Below are 24,410 nucleotides of genomic sequence, written 5' to 3'. Positions count from 1 at the left end.
CTAACAGTCTTGAATATTGTTGACGGTTCGTCAATACTATTTTTGACACAATGTCAACAATGGCGGGTAAACGGCATGGGGGCATGCCCGACCTGCAAAAAAGAGGGGTGCCGCGGTCTCGCCGGGCTGTGGCAAGAGAAGGGACAACCATGATTCTCAACGGACCGGGAATTAGCTACACCGAGCCCGACATCGGCTCGGAGTTCGTACCGCCGCTGCCGGAGCATCCGCGCGAGGCCATCGTCAAACTGTGCGAGCACTGCACTAACCGTCTGCTGCATCGCGACGAGCTGCTGGGCTACGAGTACTGGTCGTTTGCCGAGGCCGCGACTGACGAGCAGGCCGAAGTGCTCTGCAAGATGAAGATGCGTCGTCCCTATACGCTGCCCGAGATGGTCAAGCTCACCGGCATGCCCGAGGCCGATATCGAGAAGATGCTCGACGACATGAGCTACACGGGTCTGCTCGAGTACAACTGGGAAAATCCCGAGCGCGCCAAGCAGTGGGTGCTGCCCATGCTGGTGCCGGGTTCTGCCGAGTTCCTCAACATGCGCGTGAGCCAGCTCGAGGAGCATCCGGTCTATGCCAAGTTCTTTGAGCAGGCGTCCAAGGGGCCGCTGTCCAAGGCCACGCCGATGGTGCCGCCCGGAGGCGCCGGTATCGGCATGCACGTCATTCCGGTCGAGAAGGCCATCGATGCCGCGAGCACCTCGGTGCCTATTGAGCATATCGAGCATTGGCTCGACAAATACGAGGGCAAGTATGCCGCTAGTACCTGCAGCTGCCGCGCGAGCCGTCGCGTGATGGGCGAGGGCTGCGCCGACGACCCCGCCGACTGGTGCATCGCCGTGGGCGATATGGCCGACTATGTGGTTGAGACCGACCGCGGCCACTATGTGACGCGCGAGGAGGTCTACGACATCTTGCGCCAGGCCGAGGACAACGGCTTTGTGCACCAGATCACCAACATCGACGGCGAGAACAAGATCTTCGCCATCTGCAACTGCAACGTCAACGTGTGCTATGCCCTGCGCACCTCGCAGCTGTTCAACACGCCCAACCTGTCGCGCTCGGCCTATGTCGCCAAGGTCGAGAAGGACAAGTGCGTGGCCTGCGGTCGCTGCGTTGAGGTGTGCCCGGCCGGTGCCGCTAAGCTGGGCCAGAAGCTCTGCAGCAAAAAGGCCGGCGGACAGGTGCCCGAGTATCCGCGCCAGGAGCTGCCCGATGCCACCAAGTGGGATCACACTAAGTGGTCGCCCAACTACCGCAACGATAATCGTATCGAAACGCATGAGTCCGGCACCGCGCCCTGCAAGACGGCCTGCCCCGCGCACGTTGCCGTTCAGGGCTATTTGAAGCTCGCGGCTCAGGGTCGCTATGACGAGGCCCTAGCACTCATTAAGCGCGAGAACCCTCTGCCCGCTATCTGCGGCCGTGTGTGCAATCGCCGCTGCGAGGATGCCTGCACCCGCGGCCGTGTGGACGCCGCCGTGGCCATCGACGAGGTCAAGAAGTTCATCGCCCAGCGCGATCTTGATGCCGCGACCCGCTATGTCCCGCCCGTGGTGACGCCGACGCGCGCTGGCGGCTTCGACCAGAAGATCGCCATTATCGGTGCCGGTCCGGCCGGCCTGTCCTGCGCTTTCTACCTGGCCGAGAAGGGCTACAAGCCCGTCGTGTTCGAGAAGAACGAGCGCCCGGGCGGCATGCTCACCTACGGCATTCCCAGCTTTAAGCTGCAGAAGGACGTTATCGAGGCCGAGGTCGAGGTTATTCGCCTGATGGGTGCCGAGTTCCGCTATGGCGTGGAGGTCGGTCGCGATGTGACGCTCGATGAGCTGCGCGAGCAGGGCTTTAAGGCCTTTTATGTTGCCATCGGCTGCCAGGGCGGCCGCCTTGCCGGTATTCCGGGCGAGGATGCCGAGGACGTGACCGTGGCCGTCGACTTCTTGCGCGAGGTCAACAGCGGCAAGATCGACGCGCTGCCCGGCCGCACCATCGTGGTGGGCGGCGGCAACGTGGCCATCGACGTGGCCCGCAACGCCTGCCGTCTGGGCTCCGAGCACGTCGAGATGTTCTGCCTGGAGAGCGAGGCCCAGATGCCCGCCAGCGAGGAAGAGCGTCGCGAGGCCATCGAGGACGGCGCGCACATCAGCTGTGGTTGGGGTCCCAAGGAGGTTCACCTGGACGAGTCCGGCCGTGTGTGCGGTATCACCTTCAAGTGCTGCACGCGCGTCTTTGACGACGAGGGCCGGTTTGCGCCCGGGTACGACGAGAACGATCTGCGTCGTGTCGATGCCGACCGTGTCGTCATGTCGATTGGCCAGTCCATTGTGTGGGGCGACCTGTTGGCTGGCTCCAAGGTGGAGCTTGGCCGCGGCCAGGGTGCTCTTGCCGATCCCCAGACCTATCAGACTGCCGAGCCCGACATCTTTGTGGGCGGCGACGTCTATACCGGTCCGAGCTTTGCCATCGACGCCATCGCCGCCGGTCACGAGGCCGCCGTCTCCATCCATCGCTTTGTGCAGCCGGGCTCCACGCTCACCATCGGCCGCAACCAGCGCCGCTATACCGCGCTCGACCGCGACGATGTCGTGATCGAGAGCTACGACAACGCGAGCCGCGAGGCTGCCCACGTGGACCGCGAGCGCGAGAAGGCCGCGCCGTTTAGCGAGTACGTCGAGACCTTTACCGAAGAGCAGGTGCGCGCCGAGACCGCCCGTTGCCTGGGTTGCGGTGCCTCGATCGTCGACCCCAACAAGTGCATCGGCTGCGGCCTGTGCACCACCAAGTGCGCGTTCGACGCCATCCATCTGGATCGCGACCGCCCCGAGTGCTCCACGATGGTCAAATACGAGCAAAAGCTCCCAAGCCTCGGCAAGTACGCGCTCAAGCGTGCCATTAAGATTAAATTCGGGAAGAAGTAAAAGAACCTAACAAGTAAGTGAGCGGCGCGGGGGCGTCGCTCACTTACGTTTGGCTGACATCGCATCAACCGTTGTGGAAAGGTTTCTACCTTGCACGAATTGGGAATCGTTTATCACATCATTCGCGATGTTGAGAACGTGGCGCGCGCCAATGGCGTGCGCCACGTTTCGAGCGTTACGCTGCTGCTGGGTGAGGTCTCGGGCGTCGTTCCCGACTTGCTGCTCGACGCTTGGCGCTGGGCGGCAGATAAAAAGTCCATCACCGAGGGTGCGGAGCTTATTGTGGAGCCTGTCGAGGCCGTGACGCATTGCGAGGCGTGCGGCTGCGACTACGTGACGGTCGAGCACGGCAAGACCTGCCCCCATTGCGGCAGCGGCGAGACATACTTGCTGCAGGGCCAGGAGGTCATGATCAAGCAGATCGAGACCCCCGACGAGGACCCGGCAGACGCTGCTCCCGACGGTCCTTCCGACGCTCCCGACGCCGTCGACGCCGCCAACCCCCTCCACATCGCCTAACTTGGTCGTTGGGGACGTTCTTGTTCGACTAGTCGTTTAAGAACGTCCCCAATGACTACTTGCGCTAGAGCATAAGTCACGATAATAGTCAAGTCATGTCTGTTTAAACAAAATAGCGGCAGTACAAGCGCATTCGCGCTTGCCAAAATCGATATTAATGAACAGCCTGTTTGTATCTGTAAAATGCATGGCTTGATGTGCGACGCCTTGGCGTGTAATGAGTCAAAAAGCGGTAACGTAATCAATTTGTAACAAACATAGACGTTTAAACAAATAAACCAACCTTTTGCGAATTTAGCTATAATTCCACAAACCAAACAGGTATACTTCCTTAATGTCGTGTAGGAAATACGTAGACAAAAAGGAGGTTATGTGATGGTAAGTATTGTTCTTGCTAGCCACGGGGACTTGGCTGCTGGAATCAAGCAGACGGGCTCGATGGTCTTTGGCGATCAGCCGTCTGTAGCCGTGGTCTCGCTCGAGCCGAGCATGGGCCCCGACGACTTCCGTGCCAAGGTCGAGGAAGCAATCGCTTCCTTCGAGGACCAGGAGCAGGTGCTCTTCCTCGTTGATCTGTGGGGCGGCACGCCGTTCAACCAGATCAGCGGGCTCATCGAGGGCCACGATTCCTGGGCTATCGTCACCGGTGTCAACCTGCCTATGCTCATCGAGGCATATTCGCAGCGCTTTGACGCAAAGAACACTGCACATGCGATCGCAAAACATCTCGTGACTGAGGCTAAGGCTGGCGTGCGCGTCAAGCCCGAGTCTCTGGAGCCCGAGGAGAAGAAGCCGGCTGCGGCCGCTGCTGCTCCTGCAGGCGCCATCCCTCCGGGAACGGTCATCGGCGACGGGCACATCAAGATTGCCCACGTCCGTATCGACACCCGTCTGCTGCATGGTCAGGTGGCCACCACGTGGACCAAGCAGATCAACCCCAACCGCATCATCGTGGTTTCCGACGGCGTTGCTCACGACGAGCTCCGCAAGACCATGATCGAGCAGGCTGCCCCTCCGGGAGTCCATGCCAACGTCGTGCCCATCAAGAAGATGGCCGAGGTCGTCAAGGACACGCGCTTTGGTGACACCAAGGCCATGCTGCTCTTCGAGAACCCGCAGGATCTGCTCAAGGCCATCGAGGCCGGCGTCGACATCAAGGAAGTCAACATCGGTTCCATGGCTCACTCCAAGGGCAAGGTCGTCGTCACCAACGCCGTCGCCATGGGCGATGACGACGTCAAGACTCTCGAGGCCCTCAAGGCTAAGGGCGTCAAGTTCGAGGTCCGCAAGGTTCCTTCGGATTCCTCCGAGGATCTCGACGCCATGTTGAAGAAAGCTAAGGCCGAACTGGCCGCTCAAGCATAGTAAAGGAGGGTCCGATACATGTCTGCAATCACTATTCTGCTTGTTGCGATTGTCGCGTTGCTTGCCGGTATGGAAGGCATTCTGGATGAGTTCCAGTTCCATCAGCCGCTCGTGGCATGCACGCTTATCGGTCTCGTAACCGGTCACCTTCAGGAGGGCATCCTCCTGGGCGGTTCGCTCCAGATGATGGCCCTTGGCTGGGCTAACGTCGGCGCCGCCGTCGCGCCTGACGCCGCTCTGGCCTCGGTCGCCTCTTCGATCATCATGGTGCTCGCCCTCAACGGCGGCGCTACCGATCCGTCGAAGGCCGTTACCGCCGCTATCGCCGTCGCTGTCCCGCTGTCGGTCGCTGGTCTGTTCCTGACCATGATCTGCCGTACCCTGGCTACCGCTATCGCTCACGCCATGGACGGTTGCGCCGAGAAGGGCGACTTCGCCGGCATCGAGCGTTGGCAGTACATTGCCATTCTTATGCAGGGCCTTCGTATCGCCATTCCGGCAGTACTTCTGTGCATCATCCCGGCCGAGGCTGTTACCAACGCGCTTAACGCTATGCCCGACTGGCTGTCCGGCGGCATGGCTGTCGGCGGCGGCATGGTCGCTTCCGTCGGTTACGCCATGGTCATCAACATGATGGCCACCAAGGAGACCTGGCCGTTCTTCATCCTCGGCTTTGTCCTTGCTGCCATCCCTCAGCTCACGCTGATCGCTCTTGGCCTCATCGGCATCTCCCTTGCCCTCATCTACCTTGGCCTTAAGGATCTGGCCAAGCAGGGTGGCGGCATGGGCGGTGGCTCCGGCGACCCGCTCGGCGACATTCTGAACGATTACGAGTAGGAGGGGAGTGATACATATGGCAGAGAACAAGATTCAGCTCACCAAGGCTGACCGCAAGAAGGTTTGCTTCCGTCATCAGTTCCTTCAGGGCTCGTGGAACTACGAGCGTATGCAGAACGGCGGCTGGTGCTTCGCAATGATCCCTGCGATCAAGAAGCTCTACACCAGCAAGGATGACCAGATTGCCGCTCTTAAGCGCCACCTGGAGTTCTATAACACCCACCCCTATGTTTCCGCCCCCGTCATTGGCGTTACCCTCGCCCTCGAGGAGGAGCGCGCCAACGGTGCTCCGATCGACGACGTCGCCATCCAGGGCGTCAAGGTCGGTATGATGGGCCCGCTCGCCGGCGTCGGCGACCCCGCCTTCTGGTTCACCCTTCGCCCGATTTTGGGCGCTCTGGGCGCTTCCATGGCCCTGTCCGGTAGCATCGCCGGTCCGCTGCTGTTCTTCTTTGCGTGGAACATCATCCGTTACGCTTTCCTGTGGTACACGCAGGAGTTTGGCTACAAGGTCGGCTCCTCCATCGCCAAGGACCTCTCCGGCGGTCTGATGGGCAAGGTCACCGAGGGTGCTTCCATCCTGGGTATGTTCATCATCGGCGCCCTGGTCGAGCGCTGGGTGTCCATCTCCTTCACCCCGGTCGTCTCCAAGGTCACGCAGTCTGCTGGCGCCTTTATCGACTGGGCTAGCCTGCCCTCCGGCTCCGAGGGCGTCAAGGAAGCGCTGACGATGTACAACTCCATCGGTGCTACCGCCCTTGATCAGGTTAAGGTCACCACGCTTCAGGCTAACCTCGATCAGCTCATCCCCGGCCTTGCCGCTGTGTGCCTGACCCTGCTGGTCTGCAAGCTCCTCAAGAAGAAGGTCAGCCCGATCGTCATCATCCTGGCTCTCTTCGCCGTCGGCATCATCGGTCGCGTCTGCGGCTTCATGTAAGCACGCTTCGGCTTAAGACCGAGAGTTGCTAGGCAAGGGCTTTTGAGCCATTGAAACGGACCGCACCCGGTGGGTACACTGGATGCGGTCCGATTGTTTTTATTGGAGGGCGAGGCGCGTATGGCGCAATCTCAGAACAGCACGGTCGATCTGGCAACGCCGGCAACCTGCCTGATGGGGCTTACCAGCCACGGTAACGTGATGGTGGGCAATAAGGCGTTTGAGTACTATAACGAGCGCAATCCCGAGGATTATATTCAAATCCCGTGGGACGAGGTCGACTATATTGCCGCCGAGGTTTTACGCGGCACCAAGAAGATTACGCGTTTTGCCATCTTCACCAAGGACAACGGTCACTTTACGTTTTCGACGCGCGACGACAAAGAGACGCTTCGTGCGGTCCGCAAGTACGTCGACGAGGATAAGCTCGTGCGTTCGCCCGACTTTATCGATGTGACCGCCAAGGGCGCCAAGAGCATCCCTTCCGTCATCAAAAGCCTCTTCCACAAAGGCAACTAGTCTCCTGCGACGTTCTTAAACGACCAGTCATTAAAGAACGTCGCAGATGACTATCTCGAAGAGCGGCTATGCGCTGCATGGTAGTGGCGTAAATCTGCTACACTAGTACGACATGCCTCCGTAGCTCAGGGGATAGAGCACCGCTCTCCTAAAGCGGGTGTCGACGGTTCGAATCCGCCCGGGGGCACCAGAGATTGATCGAGCCCGGTACCGCCACGGTGCCGGGCTCTTCTGGTCTAAGGGCCGGATTCGGGCCGTCGACACCCGCGTCACCAATTTCCCCGCGGGGGGAGTTTTCGAATCCGCCCGGGGGCACCAGGGAATATGACGGCGTCGCGAGAGCGGCGCCGTTTCTGGTTTGTGGGGGCCGCCGGCGGATTCGGGCCGTCGACACCCGCGTCACCAATTTCCCCGCGGGGGTTCGAGTCCGCCCGGGGGACACCAGAGATTTGCCGATCCCGGTACCGCAACGGCGATACGCCTTGCTAGTTTTGAAAGCTCGTCGTCGGTGCCCTAACGCACTGCCGTTTAGTGCCGATTCTGCCATGCCCGCACTCTTCGCGAGGGTGAGGAGCGTGAATTGATCGGAGAGGGCCAACCACTCTGATAAAATCATCCTCGCTGTCGGCAGTCCTCGTGCCGGGCAGAGCCCTCCATCCGATGGGAGGTGATGCCCATGACCGATTTCACCGAGCTCGTGAAGCTCCTGACCGCTATGGTCTCGCTCCTCACGGCCCTTGTCGGCCTTTCCAAGGCACTCAAGCAGGGTTCGAAGCCCAAAAAGAAAGGCCACCGTCGCTAAGACGATGACCTAACTTCGTTAAGCAACGGCTCTGCCCAGCTCATCACAACTTGGGCTGCCGTCGGCATCATTTTACCCTCCTGACGAGGAATTCGTCCATATTTCAAAAATCAAATTGTGCCCGCGTTGTCATCCTGCTATCGAAGCCTTGATTCTCATTTTCATTGCAACAGCCTCAGGACTCAGCGCAACGCGTTGCGCTCGGTGTCCCTATTTTCATGAAAGGCCCAGCAGTAGGACGCAAGCAAAGTGGGCCTTTTATCTGCAGTTATATGGTGTTCAATGATGCTTGGTGAATAGTAGGGGTAGCATTAAATCATATCTCCTAAAGCGGGTGCCGACGGTTCGAATCCGCCCGGGGGCACCAGAGATTTATCGAGCCCGGTACCGCCATGGTGCCGGGCTCTTCTGGTTTAAAGCCGCGTTCATCCATGGGCGGCAATCCCACATCAAAAGAAAAGCGCCCGCTTGCTGGGGGAGCAAGGGGGCGCTTCTGAGCGAATGTGTTTGCGGTCTAAGCCGCTCGGAGCAACAAGCGATCGACGTTAGTTGCTAGACTCGGAGTCGTCGCCGGAACCGGAGATGGAAACCGTCAGCGTGATCGTGCTGTCGGTGGACTGCTTGCCGGTGGGGGAGACGCCCGTAACGGTGGCGTTTTCGTTGCCGCTCACGGGGTTGCCGTTCTGATCGCAGAATGCGATGTTGTAGAAACCGGCGTTGTTGAGCGCGGTGACGGCGGCGGAGATGCTCTTGCCGTACAGGTTACCCGGGACGCTGGCCTTGCCGGACTTCTTGGCGATGACGACGGTGATCGTGGCACCGGGCTTCTGCTTGCCGCTGGGGTTCCAGCTAATTACGGTGCCCTCGGTAACCGAGTCGTTTTCCTGGTAGCTCACGTCGACGCCAAAGCCAGCCATGTCGAGAGCGTTGCGCGCCTGGGCCTCGGTCATGTCGGTCAGATCGGGCACCGAGGTGGTGTCCGGGCCGCCAGAGACCTTGTACGAGATAGTCGTGCCCTTCTCGACCTCCTTGCCGGCAGCAGTGCTCTGCTCAAAGACCTGGCCCTCTTCGGCCTCATTGGCTTCCTCCGAAGCGCTGCCCTTCAGGCCCACGCTTGCCAGTGCGGCCTCGGCCTGGTCCTTGGTCAGGCCGACGAGCTGCGGAACCTCAACCTTCTCGGAGGGCTTAGGGCCCTTGGAGATTACCAGGTTCACCCTTGTGCCCTTGGCCTTCTTGGTGTTGCCGTTGGGGGTCTGCTCGGCGACCTTTCCCTCGTCGACATCGTCGTTGTAGCTCTGGTCGACGGTGCCAACCTCAAGGCCGGCTTCCTTGATCAGCTCAATAGCGGTTTCCTGGTCCTTGCCCAGCACGTCGGGCACCGTGACCTGTTCGCCACTGAACATGCCCGTGGCAAAGGCCACCACCACGCCAATCACGGCGACGGCGGCAATCACGGCGGCGATGATCTTGTTCTTGTTGGACTTAGGCTTCTCGACCTCGTAGGAGCCCGTGGAGCCCGAGACAGCGCTACGGGCGGTATTCTGACCGCTCACGCCCGAGACGGGACGAACCATAGCGCGCGTTGAGTCGGAAAGCTCGCGGGTCTTGGTGGCACCCAGGTCGCCGGCGGCACCGATGATGCGCGTGGGCTCCGAGACGTTGACGGCACGGCCGGACAGGTAGCTGTTGAGCACCTGGCGCAGCTCGTCGGCCGTCTGGAAGCGGTTTGCCGGGTCCTTCTCCATGCACTTGAGGATGATGCGCTCCAGGTCGGCATCGACGCCGGAGTTGATCTGGCTCGGCGGGATGGGGAGCTCGTTGACCTGCTTGAGCGCGACCGAGATGGCGTCGTCGCCGTCAAAGGGTACGCGGCCGGTGGCACACTCGTACATGACGACACCCAGCGAGTAGATATCCGAGGTGGGGCCGAGGTCCTGGCCGCGGGTCTGCTCGGGGCTTACATAGTGGGCGGTGCCCAGCACGTTGTTATCCTGCGTGAGGTGGCTGTTCTTGGCGCGTGCGATGCCAAAATCCATTACCTTGATGTTGCCGTCAGGCAGCACCATGATGTTTTGCGGCTTAATGTCGCGGTGGATGATCTCGTGCTTGTGTGCGACCGAAAGCGCGGAGCTGATCTGCGAGCCGATCTGCGCGACCTTCTTGGGATCGAGGGCGCCGTGGCTCTTGATGCCGCTCTTAAGGTCGGTACCGCGCAGGTACTCCATGACGATGTAATAGGTGTCGCCGTCCTTGCCCCAGTCGTAGACGCCCACGATATAGGGGGAGGACAGGCCGGCAGCTGCCTGGGCCTCCTGCTTAAAGCGGGCGGCGAAGGTGGCGTCGCCGGCATACTGCGGCAGCATGATCTTGACGGCAACCGTGCGGTCGAGGACCTGATCCTGTGCACGGAAGACGGTCGCCATGCCGCCCGTTCCCACCTTATCCTTGAGGAGGTATCTTCCCCCGAGGACCCTCTGTTCCATTCCTGCTCCTAACATAACTATTCGCTCAACGATGTGTGTAGTACCAAATGTGTGGCCGCTGGGGCCGTGTGGCGCGTTGCCGCTAGCTCATCGGCCGCGGCGCGCCCCAAGTATCCGCTTTGATCACGGGCATCACGCTCCCTGTGCGGCGAGCGCCGCGGTCAGGACGATGCCGGCAATCTTGGCCGCCTCGACGTCGTGTTTGTCGTAATCCTCCAGGGCCACCGAGATGGCAACCGTGGGTGAATCGTAAGGCGCAAAGCCAACAAACATAGAGTTGACGTTGGTGCCGCCGATCTCGGCCGAACCGGTCTTGCCGGCAACCTTGACGCCCGGAATCTGGGCATCGGTGCCGGTACCGGACTGGACGACGGCGAGCATGGCCTGCTTGACCTGGTCGGCCGTGGCAGAGCTGACAGCCTGGCCCAGCGAGCGGGACTGCGTGGTCTTAACCACGGTTCCGTCCGGGGCGAGTATCTGGGACACAAAGAACGGGTCCATGACCACGCCGCTGTTGGCGATAGCGGCAGCGATCACGCAATTCTGCATGACGGTGGTCTGCGGGCCAGGTGTGTGGTCCATGCCGACGGGCTGGCCGGCGCCTGCCCAAGCGGTCTCCCACTCGGTCATAAGCGACGGGTCGGCCATGATGGAAGCCGCGGTGGTCAGATCCTGACCGAGCTTTTGACCGTAGCCAAAGGCGTTGGCAAACTGGACGAGCGAGTTGGCGCCGACCTCGTTGGCCACCTGGCCAAAGACGACGTTGGACGACACGGCGAAGGCCTGCTGCAGGCTGATGGTTCCGTAGCTCTCGTTGGCATAGTTGGTGACCGGCGCGTTGCCAATATCCATGGAGCCGGGCGCCTGGTACGTGCTGGTAAGGCTGGCGGTGCCGGTTTCGAGCGCCGCGGAGAGTGTGACGACCTTAAAGGTCGAGCCCGGGGTGTAGAGCGCGTCCATGGCGCGGTCGTACATGGAGCCGTCCTCGCCACCGCCCGACTGCATCAGGGCATCGATGTTGGTGTTGTCATAGGTGGGCGAGCTCGCGCACGCGAGGACCGCACCGGTACGCGGATCCATGACCACCACAGCGCCCTTAAAGCCCTTGAGTGCCTGCTCGGCAGCCGTCTGGATGCGCGAGTCGATGGTGAGCTTGGCGGTATTGCCCGGCTGGGTCTGCCCCGCGAGCGATGCGATGGCGTTGTTCCAGCTGGAGTAATCCTTGGAGCCGGTGAGCGTATCGTTCATGACGCTCTCGATGCCGGCGGTGCCGTATTGCTGGCTCACGTAGCCCACCACGTGCGCGGCCATGTTGCCGTTGGGGTAGGAGCGGGCGTAGGTGCCGTCCTCCTGCTGCAGCGACTCGGCTAGTGTCACGCCGTCGGACGTGATGATGGAGCCACGCTGGATGTACTTGGAGCGGGCGATGGTGTGGTTGTTGGTCGGCATGTCCTGATAGTCCTTCGCCTTGATGACCTGGACATAGGTGAGGTTGCCGATAAGGATGGCGAACAGCGCCGTGAAAGCAAACACGGCACGAGTCAGACGGTTGGCAAGTGCAACGCGGCCGAGCACGCCGGACTCTGGCGTGTCGAGCAGGCGACGACGTATGCGAGAACCCGCAGAGTGGTTGCCGTGGCTGTAGGAAGGTGCGTTGGCAAAACGCGTACCGGTCGGGGCAGCGGCGGATGCGACCTGATCATCGGTGATGGCGGCCATGGTGCCGGTGCCGGTGAGCTCGGCTTCGCGTCCGGTTGCCTCGTCGCCGGCGCGCAGCAGCAGCGCGACGATGATAAAGCTCGCCAGCAGCGAGGAGCCGCCCTGGCTCATAAAGGGCAGGGTGACGCCGGTCAGCGGGATCAGGCGGGTTACGCCGCCAACGATTAAGAATGCCTGGAAGCTGATGGCCGCCGTAAGGCCGGTCGCGCTAAAGGCGGCAAGGTCGGACTTGGCGCGGGCGGCCGTGGTGAGGCCACGCACGGCAAAAAGCATAAACAGGATGAGCACGGCGCCGCCGCCCAAAAGGCCCATTTCCTCGCCGATGGCCGAGAAGATAAAGTCGGACTCGACGACGGGGATGTTGTTTGCCATGCCGTTGCCAATGCCGACGCCAACCAGGCCGCCGTCGGCGAGCGAGAAGAGCGACTGGACAATCTGGTAGCCCTGGCCCTGGGCGTCCTTAAACGGATCGACCCAGACCTGAAAGCGCACCTGCACGTGAGACAGGAACTTGTAGGCGCCCACGGCTCCAACGGCCAGCAGCGCAAGGCCGATGATGACGTACGAAAAGCGTCCCGTGGCAACATAGAGCATCAGCAAAAAGATGGTGTAGAACAGGACGGCCGAGCCCAGGTCGCGTTCGAAGACGACGATGAGCAGGCACACGCCCCACACGGCAAACAGCGGCAGCAGCAGGCGGAGGCGCGGAATCTTGAGGCCCAGGATCTTGCGGTTGGAGATGGAGAGCAGCTCACGGTTCTCGGCCAGATAGCCTGCCAGGAACAGGACGATGAAGACCTTGGCGAACTCGCCGGGCTGGATGGTGAAGCCCGCGATGCGAATCCACAGCTTGGAGCCCGAGATCGTGGTGCCGATAAAGATCGGCAGCATCAGCAGGATGATGCCGATAATGCCAAAGGTGTACTTGTAGCGCATGACCACGTCGAGGTTCTTGACCAGTGCGAGCGTTCCCACCATGAGCGCCACCGAGACAAACAAGATGATGAGCTGCGAGATGGCGAGGTCGGGGGCCAGGCGCGTCACGAATGTGATGCCGATGCCCGAGAGCACAAAGACGATGGGCAGGATGGCGGGGTCGGCGCCGGGCGCCAGGATGCGCACGGCGATATGCGCCGCGGCGAAGGCGGCGAACAGGCCGATCGGCACGGCGAGCGTCTCAAAGGAAATCGTGGCACCCGCGGTGAGCACGTACATCGCATAGAGCAGGATGACGGGGAACGCCGAGGCGATGAGCAAGAGCAGTTCGGTGTTGCGGCGACTCATAAGCGGCACTCCCTTTCTAATTCTTATCAGAGGCTTCGGCCTCGGCTGACTGTTCGGCGGTTTTCTCGGAATCTGACTCGGAGGTGGATTCCTGATCGGTGTTGTTGCGAATCGTTTGCGCGTCAATCACCTGACGGGTCTGCTCCTCGTCAATCTGATGGCGGTACTTGGAAATGGTGTCCTGCGCATCGTCGACACTCGTTTGCGGAATGCCTGCCTTCAGGCGGTTTTGCGTGTCTTCGGGCAGGTCGGACAGCTTGATGCTGGTTTCGCTCTCGAGCCAGTGGAGCTCGACCCCGAGCGTCTTGCCGGGCAGGCCGCGCCAGACGGCGACATTGCCGTGGTAGGTTCCCAAGTAATAGGAGCCGGTGACGCCCGTGTATGCCCAGATGCCTGCTACCAGCACAAAGACAAGGGCCAAGACGGTGGCGATGGTGACATTTCGGCGTCGGACGCGTTTTGCCTCGCGCATGACGCCGTCGTCGACCAGGTCGACGACCACCACGGTCACATTGTCGTGGCCGCCGGCGGCGAGCGCCGCGTCCACCAAGTTGTCGACACAGATCTGTGCGCTCGAGGACTGCGTAGCAATGTTCTCGATATCGCTATCGGGAATCATGCTCGAAAGGCCGTCGGAGCACAGGATCAGGCGGTCGCCTTCCTCGATGTGCAGGGTAAAGTGGTCGGCATACATGGCGGGATCCGAGCCCAGCGCGCGGGTGATGACCGAGCGGTTGGGGTGGACGCGGGCCTCGTCGGCCGTAATCTCGCCGGCATCCACGAGCTCCTCCACGTAGGAGTGGTCGCGGGTCACGCGGATGAGCGTACCCTCGTGGAGCAGGTAGGCGCGCGAGTCGCCCACGTGGGCGATGGCGAGCGTGTCGTTTTCGATGTAGGCGCAGGTGGCCGTGCATCCCATGCCGGGTTTGCCCAGGCCGTTGAGGGCGGCCTCGATCACGGCGGCGTTGGCGGCCTCGACGGCTGCGGCCAGGCGCGCGGCGTCGGCGGACTGCGGCGCCGTCTTGGCGATGGTCTCGACGGCGATGGAGGATGCTACCTCGCCGGCGGCGTGTCCTCCCATGCCGTCGCACACGCAAAAGAGCGGCGACTGCACCAGATAGGAGTCCTCATTGTGCGGGCGTACGCATCCGACGTCGGAGCGGGCGCCCCACATAAGCTGCGTGGTGGTGCCGGCGTCGTAGGTCGAGTCGGTCTCGATGCGCTCGTCGGCCAGCGGCTCAAAGCTCATGGTCGAGCCGGGATCTTTGAGCTTTGCCTCCACGGCGGCGACATCGATCTCGGCGGTGTCGCCGGGGGAGACGGCGTCGGCATCGTCTCCCGACTCGGCGTCGGAGACGTCCGGAAGGTTGAGATCTTCGGTTACGCGGTCGGCGGGATCGCCGCCCTGCTGCGGCTCGACAGCCGTCGGCTCGGGCGTCGCAAAGTGCGACGGCGCGGGCGTACTTTGGGGTTGAGCGGAGGGCTCGGGAGCTGCGGCGGGCGCGGCAACGGGCTGCTCGACTTCGGCAAGCGTTGCGGATGCGGGCACCGCCTCGCTTGCCGGGGCGACGGGGAATGCCGGCGCGGCAGGCTCGGGGGCTGCAAACACGGCAGCGCTCTCGTTAATCGCCTCGGCGACGGGCTCGGCAAAGTGAGCCGGTGCGGGCGTTGCCTCCGGTTCTGCGGACTGCTCGGCAGCGTGCGCGCCGATGGGGGCGTCGAGCTGCTCGGCGTCGGCGTCCTCGTCATCGACGAGCGCCGGATATTCTTGAGTTACATGCGAAAGAGGCAGGGAGAACACGGTGTCCTCGGGCTCCACGGTCACAGGGCGCGCCGGAGCGGCATGAGCCGGCGCGGCTGCGGGGGCAGTCGGCGTTTCGGGCATGGCTGCGGACTTGTTCTCCTCGTCGATCATCGACGGTTCACCTTCATGACCACGTCGCCAATCTGGACCTCGTCACCCTCGCGCAGCGTTGCGGGCTCCACCAGCTGACGGCCGTTAACGAGCGTGCCGTTCAGCGAGTTGAGGTCTTCGATAATGAGTGCCGGGCCCTGCAGCGAAAAGCGTGCGTGCGAGGCCGAGACAAACGGTTCGTTGATGCAGATGTCCGAGGACGGCGAGCGGCCTACGATGACGGGGCCGAGCATGTCTACATGGATGCCACGGATGCCGCGCGGACCCTTGTCCACATCGATCGTCCAGATAGCGGAGTCACGGCGCTGGCCGCGTACGAGTCCCACGCCGGTTTTCATGACGGCGAACAGGAAGATGTAGAGCAGGGCGACCAGGACGATGCGGCCTGCAAAAAGGACGATATCGATGTTCATAAGCGACTATCCCCTAAATTCAAAGGTGCTTAGGCCAAACGTCAGCAGGTCGCCGTTGCGCAGCGGGCAGCGCGTGATGCGGCGGTTGTTGACGAGCGTGCCGTTGGTGGAGTTGAGGTCTTCGATCGACCAGTCCGATCCGGTAAAGGTGAGCTGGGCGTGGCGGCGCGACACGTTGGGGTCGCGCAGGGCGATGTCCGAAACCGAGCGCTCGCGACCGATGGTCACCTGCGCGGAAGTGATGCTGTGGCTCTCGCCGCTCACGACGTCGACGAGCTGGGCGAGCGGGCGCTGCGGGGCGCGGGTGCTCGCCATGTTGGAGGCAATACCGGCCGCGGCGCCAAGGCCCACGGCGGCGCCGGTCGCGGCGGCTCCGCCCATACCGGCGAGGGCGTCACGAGAGACGGTCTGCGGCACGGGGATGGGCGCTGCGGCGGGGTCGGGGACGTTGGGCGCAAAGGGATCGGCCACGGCGAGCGGGTCGGGAGCGGCGGCACGGGGCGCCGGCTGCTGGGGCATGGCGGCGGGGTGCTGTCGCTGCGGAGCGGCGAATTGCTGCTTGCCGGCGCGGGGAGCACTGGCAGCGCGGCTTGCGGCCGAGTTGTTCTGGCCCAGGCCATTCTGGTAGGCGCGCTCCTCCTCGTACAGACGACCGAGCGTGGGGGCGTCGACGTTCTCGGCAAAGACCGAGAACTTACCGGCACGCAGCTGCGGGTCGATCATAAAGCGAACGAGGGGCTCGCCGACAAACACATAGCGGCGCTTTTCGGCCTGTGCCTTCACAAACTCGCGGACTTCGCGCGAAAGCTCGGGGTAGAACGGGGCGAGCATGGGATCGTCGTCGGCGGCGATCAGGATGGTATAGAGTGCCGGCGCGGTGTTGACGCCGTTGATCACCAGAGTCTGATCCTCCATGTCGCGAGCGGCCTGCTTGGCAAGCTTCTTAAAGGAGAACGGGGCACGGGTGGCACCGAAGATGCCGGCCACGTGGTCCTCGAAGATGTTCAGGAAGTTCACGAAAGATCACTCTCCGTATAGGTTCTTTGGTATCCGAGCAAATATAGGCATATCCCAACGATTATAGAGGATAGGGTTCCCGCAACCGCCGCCTTGACGACGACCGCGGCCGCAAGGCTGGCAATTTCCATATGGTGTGCAAGACAGAGCGACGTTGCGGAGCCTATTCCGCAGCCGGCGATGGCAGCGATTGCAGTCAGGTTCGAGCCCTGCTCAGCACGCTTGGCATGGGCGTTGAGCAGCAGAGATGTCAATGCAGCTGTCGTCGCGACGAGCACAACGGCAGCCCAGAAGAGCATGTCTCCCAGCGCTGCGGCAACATTGCCGAGCCCCAGCACGCCTCCGGCAGAAAGCGCAACCGTAGCCAGGCGGCCAAAAAGCGCGCCCATTCCCGTGGCGGCCGCGGCGCTTGCCGGGCCGAGCCAAAAGGCCGCGATGCCGGCGGCGACCCCGGCGGCAAGGAGGACGTCGCCCGTTAGACAGCCAAGTGCCACCGCGCAGGTGAGCGCTGCGCTCGCGGCGGCTTCGGTGCGGCCCCAGGCGATCCACCAACCGGACATGGTGGCGGCAAAGAGCACCGCGACGGGCAGCATCGACAGGATGCCCTGCGCCTGCATGGTGGCGTTAGCCATAAGTACCAAAAAGCCCACGGCCGAGATAGCCGAGCCAATCTGCGGGGCCAGGCCGGCGGCCGCCCCAATCGCGATGGCCGCGGCAATAAGTCCGGGAAGCGCCGCGACGCCAGCCGTCTGCATGATCAAAAAGCTAAAGGCACCACACGTTAGCGCCGAGATGGCGCGCATGGTGTAATCGCGCGCGTGGCTCCAGCGCGTGCCGGCCCAACCAAGCGCGGGGTCGACCTCGATGGTGTCGTCCTCATAGGGCAACGATTCGATATCGTCTGCCGCGTGCTCGTCATCCGACAGCTCGCCCACCATCTGCTCCAGGCTGCGACGGCCCTCGCGCACGCTGCCCAAGCCGGCGAGCAGCTGGTCGCAAAATGCCTCGATGCTGCTGGGGCGGTCTTGCGGCATGGGGGAGAGGGCGCTCATGAGCGCAGCCTCGGCTCCTGGGGGAAAGTGCGGGATGAGCTCGCTGGGGTAGGTGGCACCGCCGATGATGCGGCCGAGCGAGTCGCCGGGCGTGGCGGCCATAAAGGGAGCGCTGCCGCACAGGCCCTCGTAGATCACGCAGGCGAGGGCAAAGACATCGGCGCGCTCGTCAACCGTGCCAGTCTCGATGTCGAGCTGCTCGGGTGGCATGTAGCCGATGGTGCCGCCGCGCGAGCCGCCAAAGCCGCCGGCAGACGACAGCCGCGCCATGCCAAAGTCGGTGAGCTTAACATTGCCCGAGTGGTCGATGAGCACGTTGGCGGGCTTAATATCCAGGTGGAGCACGCCGTTGCTATGGGCGAAGGTGAGCGCCTGGCCCAGCGCGTCGGCAATGGCCGCGGCCTCGTCAAAGGTGAGCGAATGGCCGTCCACGCGATGCAAAAACTCGGCTAGGGACATGCCGTCGACATACTCCATGACCAGGTAGGCATAGGCGGTATCGTGCGTAAAGTCGATAACCTGCACGATATTGGGATGTTGAAGCATGGCGGCAGTGTGCGCCTCGCGCAGGACATCCATGATGTCGCTGGCGGGCATGCCGGCACCGTTGATAAGGGGGATGCGCTTAATGGCGACGCGACGGCGCAGGTGCGTGTCGCGGCAAATCTCGATGGAGCCAAAACCGCCGGTCGCAAGCGTCTCGAGCGGCTGGTACCGCTTGAGCAGCTCGCGAGAGCTGGTGCCCTCCAAGGGAGCGTCCGGCGAGAACCGGGCGGTATGTTGCGAGAAAAGCGGCATGGCCAACCCTCGTGCGTTTAAAGTTCGTTTGCGAGCGGCGGGCCGGAGTCAAGCCGTTCGCGGTGGCATAGATGCTGCTAGTTTAGCACGCTCGGGCGCATGGTGAAGGTAGCGGGGCGAGGTGGCCTGTCTGACTTGGCCTTAGCGCTTCTTCTTGTTCTTCTTCTGCTTACGTTGCCTGGGAGCGTCCTTTTTGGGCTGGTCGCCCTGTTTGGCTTTGGCAGCGGCCTTTTCGGCCTTCATCTTCTTGCGTTTGGTCTCGATGCGCAGTTTTTTGTTGATGCGCGCTTTGAGGAAGGAGCCAAACTGCTCGGCATCACCACGTACAAAGGTGTCCTTAGGAATCGTCACGCCCTGGTCGGCGAACATGGCCACAAAGATGCGCTCGCCGTCGAGTACGTGGTCGAGCTTCTCAAACGGGAAGAACTGCGACTTGCCGCTCTTGCCCCAGACCATCAGGCCGTCCTCGTTGGCGGCGACGCGGCGGTAGCGGCCGCCCATGGACTCGTCGGCCTCGACGGCTTCGATAAAGTCGCGTGCGAGCGTATGGTGCAGATTTTTGCTCCACCAGGCCAAAAAGGCGCCGAATACGATCAGGACGACGCCGAACTTGATCCAGTTGCCGCCGGCCACCAGCATGCCGATGCCGATGAGCGCGGCAATCCCAGCGGCGACGTACAGGGAGCCACGGCGCCTGGGCGAGGCGACCAGGCGCGCGAAGTCGGTGACGAGGTCGTTTTCGTACTGATACTCGTTGAGGTACAGGATGCCGTCATCGGCTGCTGCCTGCGTCTCGAGCGCGACCTCGACCTGGTCGGCTGCTTCGGAGGGGACGAGGTTGGGCTCTGCGTCTGCCATGCTCTTTGGACTCCTATCGCGGCGGGCTCGCCGTACGGGTTATTATGGATGCAGTATGCCGTGCGACCGCATGGCCGCCGCGGCAACAAGACTCAGTATACCCGGGGGAGCACCCATGGAATCGTTGTATCGAAAGTATCGCCCGCTCACCTTCGACTCCGTGGTGGGCCAGCAACATATCGTCTCGACGCTCGAACACGCCATTACCGAGGGGCGCCTGTCCCACGCGTACCTGTTTTGCGGTCCGCGCGGCACGGGCAAGACCACCATGGCGCGTATTCTAGCCAAGGCGCTGCTCTGCCGCAATGCCGAGGCGGCGCGCGGCGAGGGTGCGAGCGGCTGCATGCCCGACGGCACCTGTGAGGAATGCGAGCTCATCGCCGAGGGCAACCACCCAGACGTCTACGAGCTCGATGCCGCAAGCCGTACCGGCGTAGACAATGTGCGCGAGGAGATCATCAACTCCGTTAACTTTGCCCCGGTGCGCGGCAAGTACAAGATCTATATCATCGACGAGGTCCACATGCTCACGACGGCGGCGTTTAACGCGCTGCTCAAGACGCTCGAGGAGCCGCCGGCGCACGTGATCTTTGTGCTGTGCACCACCGACCCGCAAAAGATTCTGGAGACAATCCTCTCGCGCTGCCAGCGCTTCGATTTCCACCGCATCGGTAACGAGGATATCGAGCGCCGTCTGGCATACGTGTGCGAGCAGGAGGGCTTCGACTACGACGACGAGGCGCTTGCCATCGTGGCTCGCCATGCCAAGGGCGGCATGCGCGACGCGCTCTCCACGCTGGAGCAGCTGAGCGTCTTCGGCAACGGCACCGTGCATGCGGACGATGCCCGCTCGCTTTTGGGCGAAGTTTCGGACCAGATTCTGGGCGAGTTTGCGCGCGCCATTGCTGATCGTGATGTCGCCGAGCTGTATGGGCTTATTCGCGCACAGGTCGAGGAAGGTAATGACCTGCTTGAGCTGACGCGCGACCTGGTGGCGCATGTGCGCGATGTGTATGTTGCCTGCGTTGCCGGTGCCCGTGCCGAGTTGTTTGAGGGCGGTGCCGAGCAGGCCGAGGCACTCGCTGCCGAGGCCGCTGCCTTTGGCGAGCATCCTGCCGACCGTCTGGCCCGCGTGCTGACGGTGCTCGACGATGCCGCCTTGGAGATGAGGGGTGCGAGCGATGTGCGCCTGGTGCTCGAGATCGCCTGCACGCGTCTGGCACGTCCCGAGGCCGATCTGACCATTGAGGCTCTGGCCGAGCGCGTGGCGCGTCTGGAGGCCATGGTTGCCAACGGCGCCGTGCCGGCGAGCGTGGCTGCTGCTCAAGCGAGTGCGCCTGCGGCTGTCGCGGCTGCACCCGCGCCGACACAACAACCGACGCTGATCTCGGGTGCCCGAGCTGCTACTCCTGCGGCGACCGCCGCACCCGCTGCTACGTCCGCGCATCAGGGTGGCATGCCTTGGGACCGCGGCGCTGCTGTTCCGGCAGCCCAGCCTGCGCCCAAGTCCACGGCTCCGGCTCCCGCGCCTGCTGCATCGACCGTGCCGGTGTCCAAGCCCAACACTGCCGCTCGGGTTGCTGCCGCCGGCGCCGCCGAGACCCCCGCGGTCGAGGATGCCGGTGAGCTCCAGCGCAAATGGGCCGAGGTCGTCGAACGCGTCAAGGCTCGTCAGGCCTCCTACGCAGGGCTTTTGCTCAACGCCCGCGCCACAGCAGATGACGGCTCCAAGCTCACGGTTTCGTTCCCCGCGGGCTCGACCTTTGCCATCAAGATGCTCGGACGCGCCGACACGCAGTCGGTAGTCCTGCCGACAGTCAGTGCGGTCTTCGGTCGTCGTACCGTCGACTATGTCTTGGATGGGGGTGGCACGCCGGCTCCTCAACATGAGGAGCATTCTCCATCTGCACGGGCTGCGGCATCTGCGGACCCGCAACCCGTGTCCTCGGCGGCCCCTGCATCCTCGAGCGTCAGCGCGACGCAGCCAAAAGCGGCACCGGTAGCGGCACCGACCCCGTCGGCGCCTGAACCCGTTGCGCCCAAACCGGCTGCTCCGGTTCCCGCGCCCAAGCCCGCCGCCGCGCCTGCGCCCAAGTCATCCGACCTGGCCAAGGCCCCCTGGCTGCGCTCCGACAACCCCGCTGGCGCTCCTGCCACGGGCAAGCTCCCGACCGAGCCTGCACCCCGAGCGCCCGAGCGCGCGTCCGCCCCCAAGGCTCAGCCCGCCGCGCCGTCTGCGCCGTGGGAATCCGAGCAGGTGCCCTATGACGACGCCATGGTCGGCGGTTTTGCTGTCGATGCCGGCGGGGACGATCTGCCCCCGTTCGACGTGCCGGGTGCGGCGCCCGCGTCCAAGCCCGCTGCAACTGTCCCCAAAGATCAGGACGCTCCTGTGGCTCCCTGGGAGTCCAACCCCGGCGCGGGCAGCCCCTTCGGCCATCAAGGCGCAGCTCCAAGCATTCCGCAGACCGAGGACGAGGCCAAAGCCCTCATCCGCAGTGTCTTCGGCCAGTCCACCATCTTCAAACCGGTGGAGTAGCTGCGCGGGCGGGTATACTGCTCAAGAAGAGATCTCTTTGAACGGAGCGAGCTTATGATGTGGGAATATGTCCGTCTTGAGGACGATACGCAAATCTCGTATTCCGAAGTCCGCGAGGACAACACGGTGAAGATCGTTGTGGAGCGCCCACGCGATTGGGGCTTTGACACGGCGGAATGTATCTTGCCGGCATTCAATTGGGTGTCGCACGAGGGCTTTAGCGAAGCGGACCTCAAAGAACTCGATGATTTTGTGCGTAATAACGCCCCGCTTATCTTGCGTTTTGCTTACGAAGGCGGACGAGTCTATGCCTAGTCTCTTCCGACTCGGGCCGTACGTCATCTTTTTCTGGACAGGGGAGAACGGTGAACCCGTCCATGTTCATATAGCGGTCAAGCGCCCCACTGCCGAGGCGACCAAGATATGGCTTACTCGCTCCGGCGGATGCAAGCTGGCCCATAACAAGGGCGATATTCCTGCTCGGGATTTACGCGATATCATGCAGTTTGTTTCATCTAACCATGCGCTGATTTGCAAACGTTGGAAAGAAACAACCGGCGGGCTATCGTTCTACTGCTGAGAATCGCTCGCCGGGCTTAGGACTCCTAGCTCTTCAGGGGTTTTGTCCGGGCACATCTGTATTTCGGACATGTGTAGTGTGGTGTCGCGTATATCGCATTCGAGCAGACAGGTGCGTGACGGTCGGCCTAGGATGCTGAGGTCGATGCGATACGTCGCGTGGCTGTCCGTGTACTCGACTTGCTCGGCGTTGATGGTTGCCCCGATTGTAAATAAAGAGCCCGGTTTGGCATCGACAATCTTGAAGTCCTTTATCTTGACCTTGAACTCTTGGTAGAGGGACGGGCTGTTGTAGTAAACAGTTCGGGTTCCATCGGTGCACTCATCGGTCGCTTCCCATTTGACGACGGGCTGGTCCGAGCTGGCTACCAGCAGTTCTGCTCCAAAGGCTATGACATGGGTGATGACAACCAGCAATGCCCAGCCGACAAAGAGATAGAGAACCACATATGCAACGGGGTGTTTTGAGCGGATGTTTTGGAGCACGTCGGGGGCGTTCATGGGGCACCTCCAAATTGCTGTCTGTGACAATCAAATTATACCCTGCCGTCATGCGCGCCACCTCGAGCAGCGGTTCGGCATTTAGCCATTTAGTGGTACGCATAAAATGTTGGATTCCGGCTCCACAAGATTTAGCTTTCGATATTATGCAGACGCGAATTATTCAACTTTGCATAATCTTTGGGTGCGGCTTGCACTCCAGGGCATGTATATCGACTGAGGTAGCGTGTCTGCCCCGCTCGCTGGCCGCGCGCCGTGGTACGATTTTTGAGTTTGAAAGTCCCGCCGCGTCCCGGCTGCCCTTGCAGCTCGTTGCGCGGCCGCACGCAAAGGAGCCATTATGGCCGGTATGAACATGCAGCAGATGATGAAGCAGGCTCGCAAGATGCAGGAGCAGCTTGCCGCCGCGCAGGAGAACCTCAAGTCCCAGACCGTCGACGCCTCTGCCGGCGGCGGCATGGTCAAGGTGACCGTCAACGGCGAGATGGAGCTCGTCAACCTCACCATCGATCCCGATGCCCTCGATCCCGAGGACGTCGATATGCTGCAGGACATGATCATGGCTGCTGTCAACGAGGCCGTCCGCGGCGTCAACGAGCTCGCCAACAAGCAGATGGGCGCCATCACCGGCGGCCTCAACATCCCGGGCATGCCGTTCTAAGACACGCATATATATGAGTGCGAATCACAGTCTGCAAAAACTGCTCGATGAGCTGGGCCGTCTGCCGGGCATTGGTCCCAAGTCGGCCCAGCGCATAGCCTATTACCTGCTCGAGGCCGATGCCGAGGAGGCCCGCCGCCTGGCCGAGGCCATCCTGGAGGTCAAGCAGGAGGTCCACTTTTGTAGCCGTTGCTTTAACTACGCCACGGCCGACGAGTGCTCCATCTGCCAGGACCCGATGCGCGATACCACTCGCATTTGCGTGGTGGGCGAGCCGCGCGACGTCCAGGCGATTGAGCGTACGGGCAGCTACCATGGCCTGTACCATGTGCTGGGCGGCGTGATCAGCCCCATGGACAAGATCGGTCCCGAGCAGCTGCATATCCGCGAGCTGCTGGCGCGCCTGGGCCACGAGGACATCCACGAGGTCATTATCGCCACCAATCCCAACATTGAGGGCGAGACCACGGCGAGCTACCTTGCTCGCACCATCAAGCCATTGGGCGTTGAGGTATCGCGTCTTGCGAGCGGCCTTCCCGTGGGCGGCGACTTGGAGTATGCCGACGAGCTTACGCTTGGCCGCGCTATCGAGGCCCGCCGCGCGATCTAGGCGGTGTCAGCTCCGCGGCATGTTCCGTCGGCCTGCCGCACGGGGCACTCATAATTGGGCGCGCGTTCATTTATT

The 24,410-nt window shown here is 62.3% G+C and carries 20 protein-coding genes and 1 tRNA gene; 13 read left to right on the top strand and 8 right to left on the bottom strand.

What is annotated here, in order from left to right; all coding sequences use genetic code 11:
- The first annotated feature begins 149 nt into the window (after positions 1–149).
- From ACEXKH_RS05885 to ACEXKH_RS05850, 8 genes are all read left to right on the top strand, one after another.
- Positions 150–2,927, top strand: a complete 2,778-nt coding sequence (locus ACEXKH_RS05885; RefSeq protein ID WP_373573436.1) for an FAD-dependent oxidoreductase — start codon at positions 150–152, stop codon at positions 2,925–2,927.
- A gap of 90 nt (positions 2,928–3,017) precedes the next feature.
- A complete protein-coding gene (locus ACEXKH_RS05880) occupies positions 3,018–3,446 on the top strand; it encodes a hydrogenase maturation nickel metallochaperone HypA (protein WP_373573435.1) in 429 nt (142 codons plus the stop codon).
- Between the two features lie 375 nt (positions 3,447–3,821).
- On the top strand, positions 3,822–4,811 hold the full coding sequence (locus tag ACEXKH_RS05875; RefSeq protein ID WP_006235196.1) for a PTS sugar transporter subunit IIB: 990 nt from the start codon (positions 3,822–3,824) through the stop codon (positions 4,809–4,811).
- 18 nt (positions 4,812–4,829) lie between these two features.
- Positions 4,830–5,648 (top strand): PTS mannose/fructose/sorbose transporter subunit IIC, encoded by an 819-nt coding sequence (locus ACEXKH_RS05870; RefSeq protein ID WP_271739911.1) that lies wholly within the window; start codon positions 4,830–4,832, stop codon positions 5,646–5,648.
- A 16-nt stretch (positions 5,649–5,664) separates the two neighbouring features.
- A complete protein-coding gene (locus tag ACEXKH_RS05865) occupies positions 5,665–6,585 on the top strand; it encodes a PTS system mannose/fructose/sorbose family transporter subunit IID (RefSeq protein ID WP_271739910.1) in 921 nt (306 codons plus the stop codon).
- A gap of 120 nt (positions 6,586–6,705) precedes the next feature.
- Positions 6,706–7,104 carry a DUF956 family protein gene (locus ACEXKH_RS05860; RefSeq protein ID WP_238022763.1) on the top strand — a complete coding sequence of 133 codons (399 nt, stop codon included), beginning with the start codon at positions 6,706–6,708 and terminating at the stop codon, positions 7,102–7,104.
- A 114-nt stretch (positions 7,105–7,218) separates the two neighbouring features.
- Positions 7,219–7,294 (top strand) — tRNA-Arg (locus ACEXKH_RS05855).
- Between the two features lie 486 nt (positions 7,295–7,780).
- Positions 7,781–7,906, top strand: coding sequence for a hypothetical protein (locus tag ACEXKH_RS05850; RefSeq protein ID WP_255413117.1), 126 nt, complete (start codon positions 7,781–7,783; stop codon positions 7,904–7,906).
- 545 nt (positions 7,907–8,451) lie between these two features.
- Here ACEXKH_RS05850 and pknB read toward each other — a convergent pair.
- From pknB to ACEXKH_RS05815, 7 genes are all read right to left on the bottom strand, one after another.
- Positions 8,452–10,389, bottom strand: a complete 1,938-nt coding sequence (gene pknB / locus ACEXKH_RS05845; protein WP_368141516.1) for a Stk1 family PASTA domain-containing Ser/Thr kinase — start codon at positions 10,387–10,389, stop codon at positions 8,452–8,454.
- Between the two features lie 132 nt (positions 10,390–10,521).
- Positions 10,522–13,392, bottom strand: a complete 2,871-nt coding sequence (locus ACEXKH_RS05840) for an FtsW/RodA/SpoVE family cell cycle protein (protein WP_373573434.1) — start codon at positions 13,390–13,392, stop codon at positions 10,522–10,524.
- Positions 13,393–13,408: 16 nt separating this feature from the next.
- On the bottom strand, positions 13,409–15,307 hold the full coding sequence (locus ACEXKH_RS05835; RefSeq protein ID WP_373573433.1) for a Stp1/IreP family PP2C-type Ser/Thr phosphatase: 1,899 nt from the start codon (positions 15,305–15,307) through the stop codon (positions 13,409–13,411).
- Positions 15,304–15,720, bottom strand: coding sequence for an FHA domain-containing protein (locus ACEXKH_RS05830; RefSeq protein ID WP_006235180.1), 417 nt, complete (start codon positions 15,718–15,720; stop codon positions 15,304–15,306). Before ACEXKH_RS05830 ends, ACEXKH_RS05835 begins: the two co-directional genes overlap by 4 nt.
- Before the next feature lie 6 nt (positions 15,721–15,726).
- Positions 15,727–16,737 carry an FhaA domain-containing protein gene (locus tag ACEXKH_RS05825; RefSeq protein WP_373573432.1) on the bottom strand — a complete coding sequence of 337 codons (1,011 nt, stop codon included), beginning with the start codon at positions 16,735–16,737 and terminating at the stop codon, positions 15,727–15,729.
- Entirely contained in the window at positions 16,734–18,587 is a 1,854-nt protein-coding gene (locus ACEXKH_RS05820) for a serine/threonine-protein kinase (RefSeq protein WP_373573431.1), read from the bottom strand. Before ACEXKH_RS05820 ends, ACEXKH_RS05825 begins: the two co-directional genes overlap by 4 nt.
- A 141-nt stretch (positions 18,588–18,728) precedes the next feature.
- A complete protein-coding gene (locus tag ACEXKH_RS05815) occupies positions 18,729–19,445 on the bottom strand; it encodes a hypothetical protein (protein WP_373573430.1) in 717 nt (238 codons plus the stop codon).
- 115 nt (positions 19,446–19,560) lie between these two features.
- Between ACEXKH_RS05815 and dnaX the strand changes: the two genes are divergently transcribed.
- Genes dnaX through ACEXKH_RS05800 form a run of 3 tightly spaced genes read left to right on the top strand, consistent with a single transcriptional unit; the run spans position 19,561 to position 22,564 of the window.
- Positions 19,561–21,984 (top strand): DNA polymerase III subunit gamma/tau, encoded by a 2,424-nt coding sequence (gene dnaX / locus ACEXKH_RS05810; RefSeq protein ID WP_373573429.1) that lies wholly within the window; start codon positions 19,561–19,563, stop codon positions 21,982–21,984.
- A 54-nt stretch (positions 21,985–22,038) separates the two neighbouring features.
- Positions 22,039–22,299: a hypothetical protein gene (locus tag ACEXKH_RS05805; RefSeq protein ID WP_373573428.1), complete on the top strand. Its 261-nt coding sequence runs from the start codon at positions 22,039–22,041 to the stop codon at positions 22,297–22,299.
- A complete protein-coding gene (locus ACEXKH_RS05800; protein WP_373573427.1) occupies positions 22,229–22,564 on the top strand; it encodes a DUF4160 domain-containing protein in 336 nt (111 codons plus the stop codon). Before ACEXKH_RS05805 ends, ACEXKH_RS05800 begins: the two co-directional genes overlap by 71 nt.
- Here the strand turns inward: ACEXKH_RS05800 and ACEXKH_RS05795 are convergent.
- On the bottom strand, positions 22,555–23,064 hold the full coding sequence (locus ACEXKH_RS05795; RefSeq protein ID WP_373573426.1) for a hypothetical protein: 510 nt from the start codon (positions 23,062–23,064) through the stop codon (positions 22,555–22,557). The genes ACEXKH_RS05800 and ACEXKH_RS05795 overlap by 10 nt on opposite strands.
- Positions 23,065–23,404: 340 nt before the next feature.
- Between ACEXKH_RS05795 and ACEXKH_RS05790 the strand changes: the two genes are divergently transcribed.
- Both ACEXKH_RS05790 and recR read left to right on the top strand, forming a co-directional pair.
- Positions 23,405–23,725 carry a YbaB/EbfC family nucleoid-associated protein gene (locus ACEXKH_RS05790; RefSeq protein ID WP_006235174.1) on the top strand — a complete coding sequence of 107 codons (321 nt, stop codon included), beginning with the start codon at positions 23,405–23,407 and terminating at the stop codon, positions 23,723–23,725.
- A gap of 13 nt (positions 23,726–23,738) precedes the next feature.
- Positions 23,739–24,335 (top strand): recombination mediator RecR, encoded by a 597-nt coding sequence (recR, locus tag ACEXKH_RS05785; RefSeq protein ID WP_006235173.1) that lies wholly within the window; start codon positions 23,739–23,741, stop codon positions 24,333–24,335.
- Positions 24,336–24,410 lie beyond the last annotated feature (75 nt).

This window comes from Collinsella aerofaciens ATCC 25986, assembly GCF_964259375.1.
Taxonomy (GTDB): domain Bacteria; phylum Actinomycetota; class Coriobacteriia; order Coriobacteriales; family Coriobacteriaceae; genus Collinsella; species Collinsella aerofaciens_BO.
This window is presented reverse-complemented; position numbering and strand designations above follow the sequence as displayed.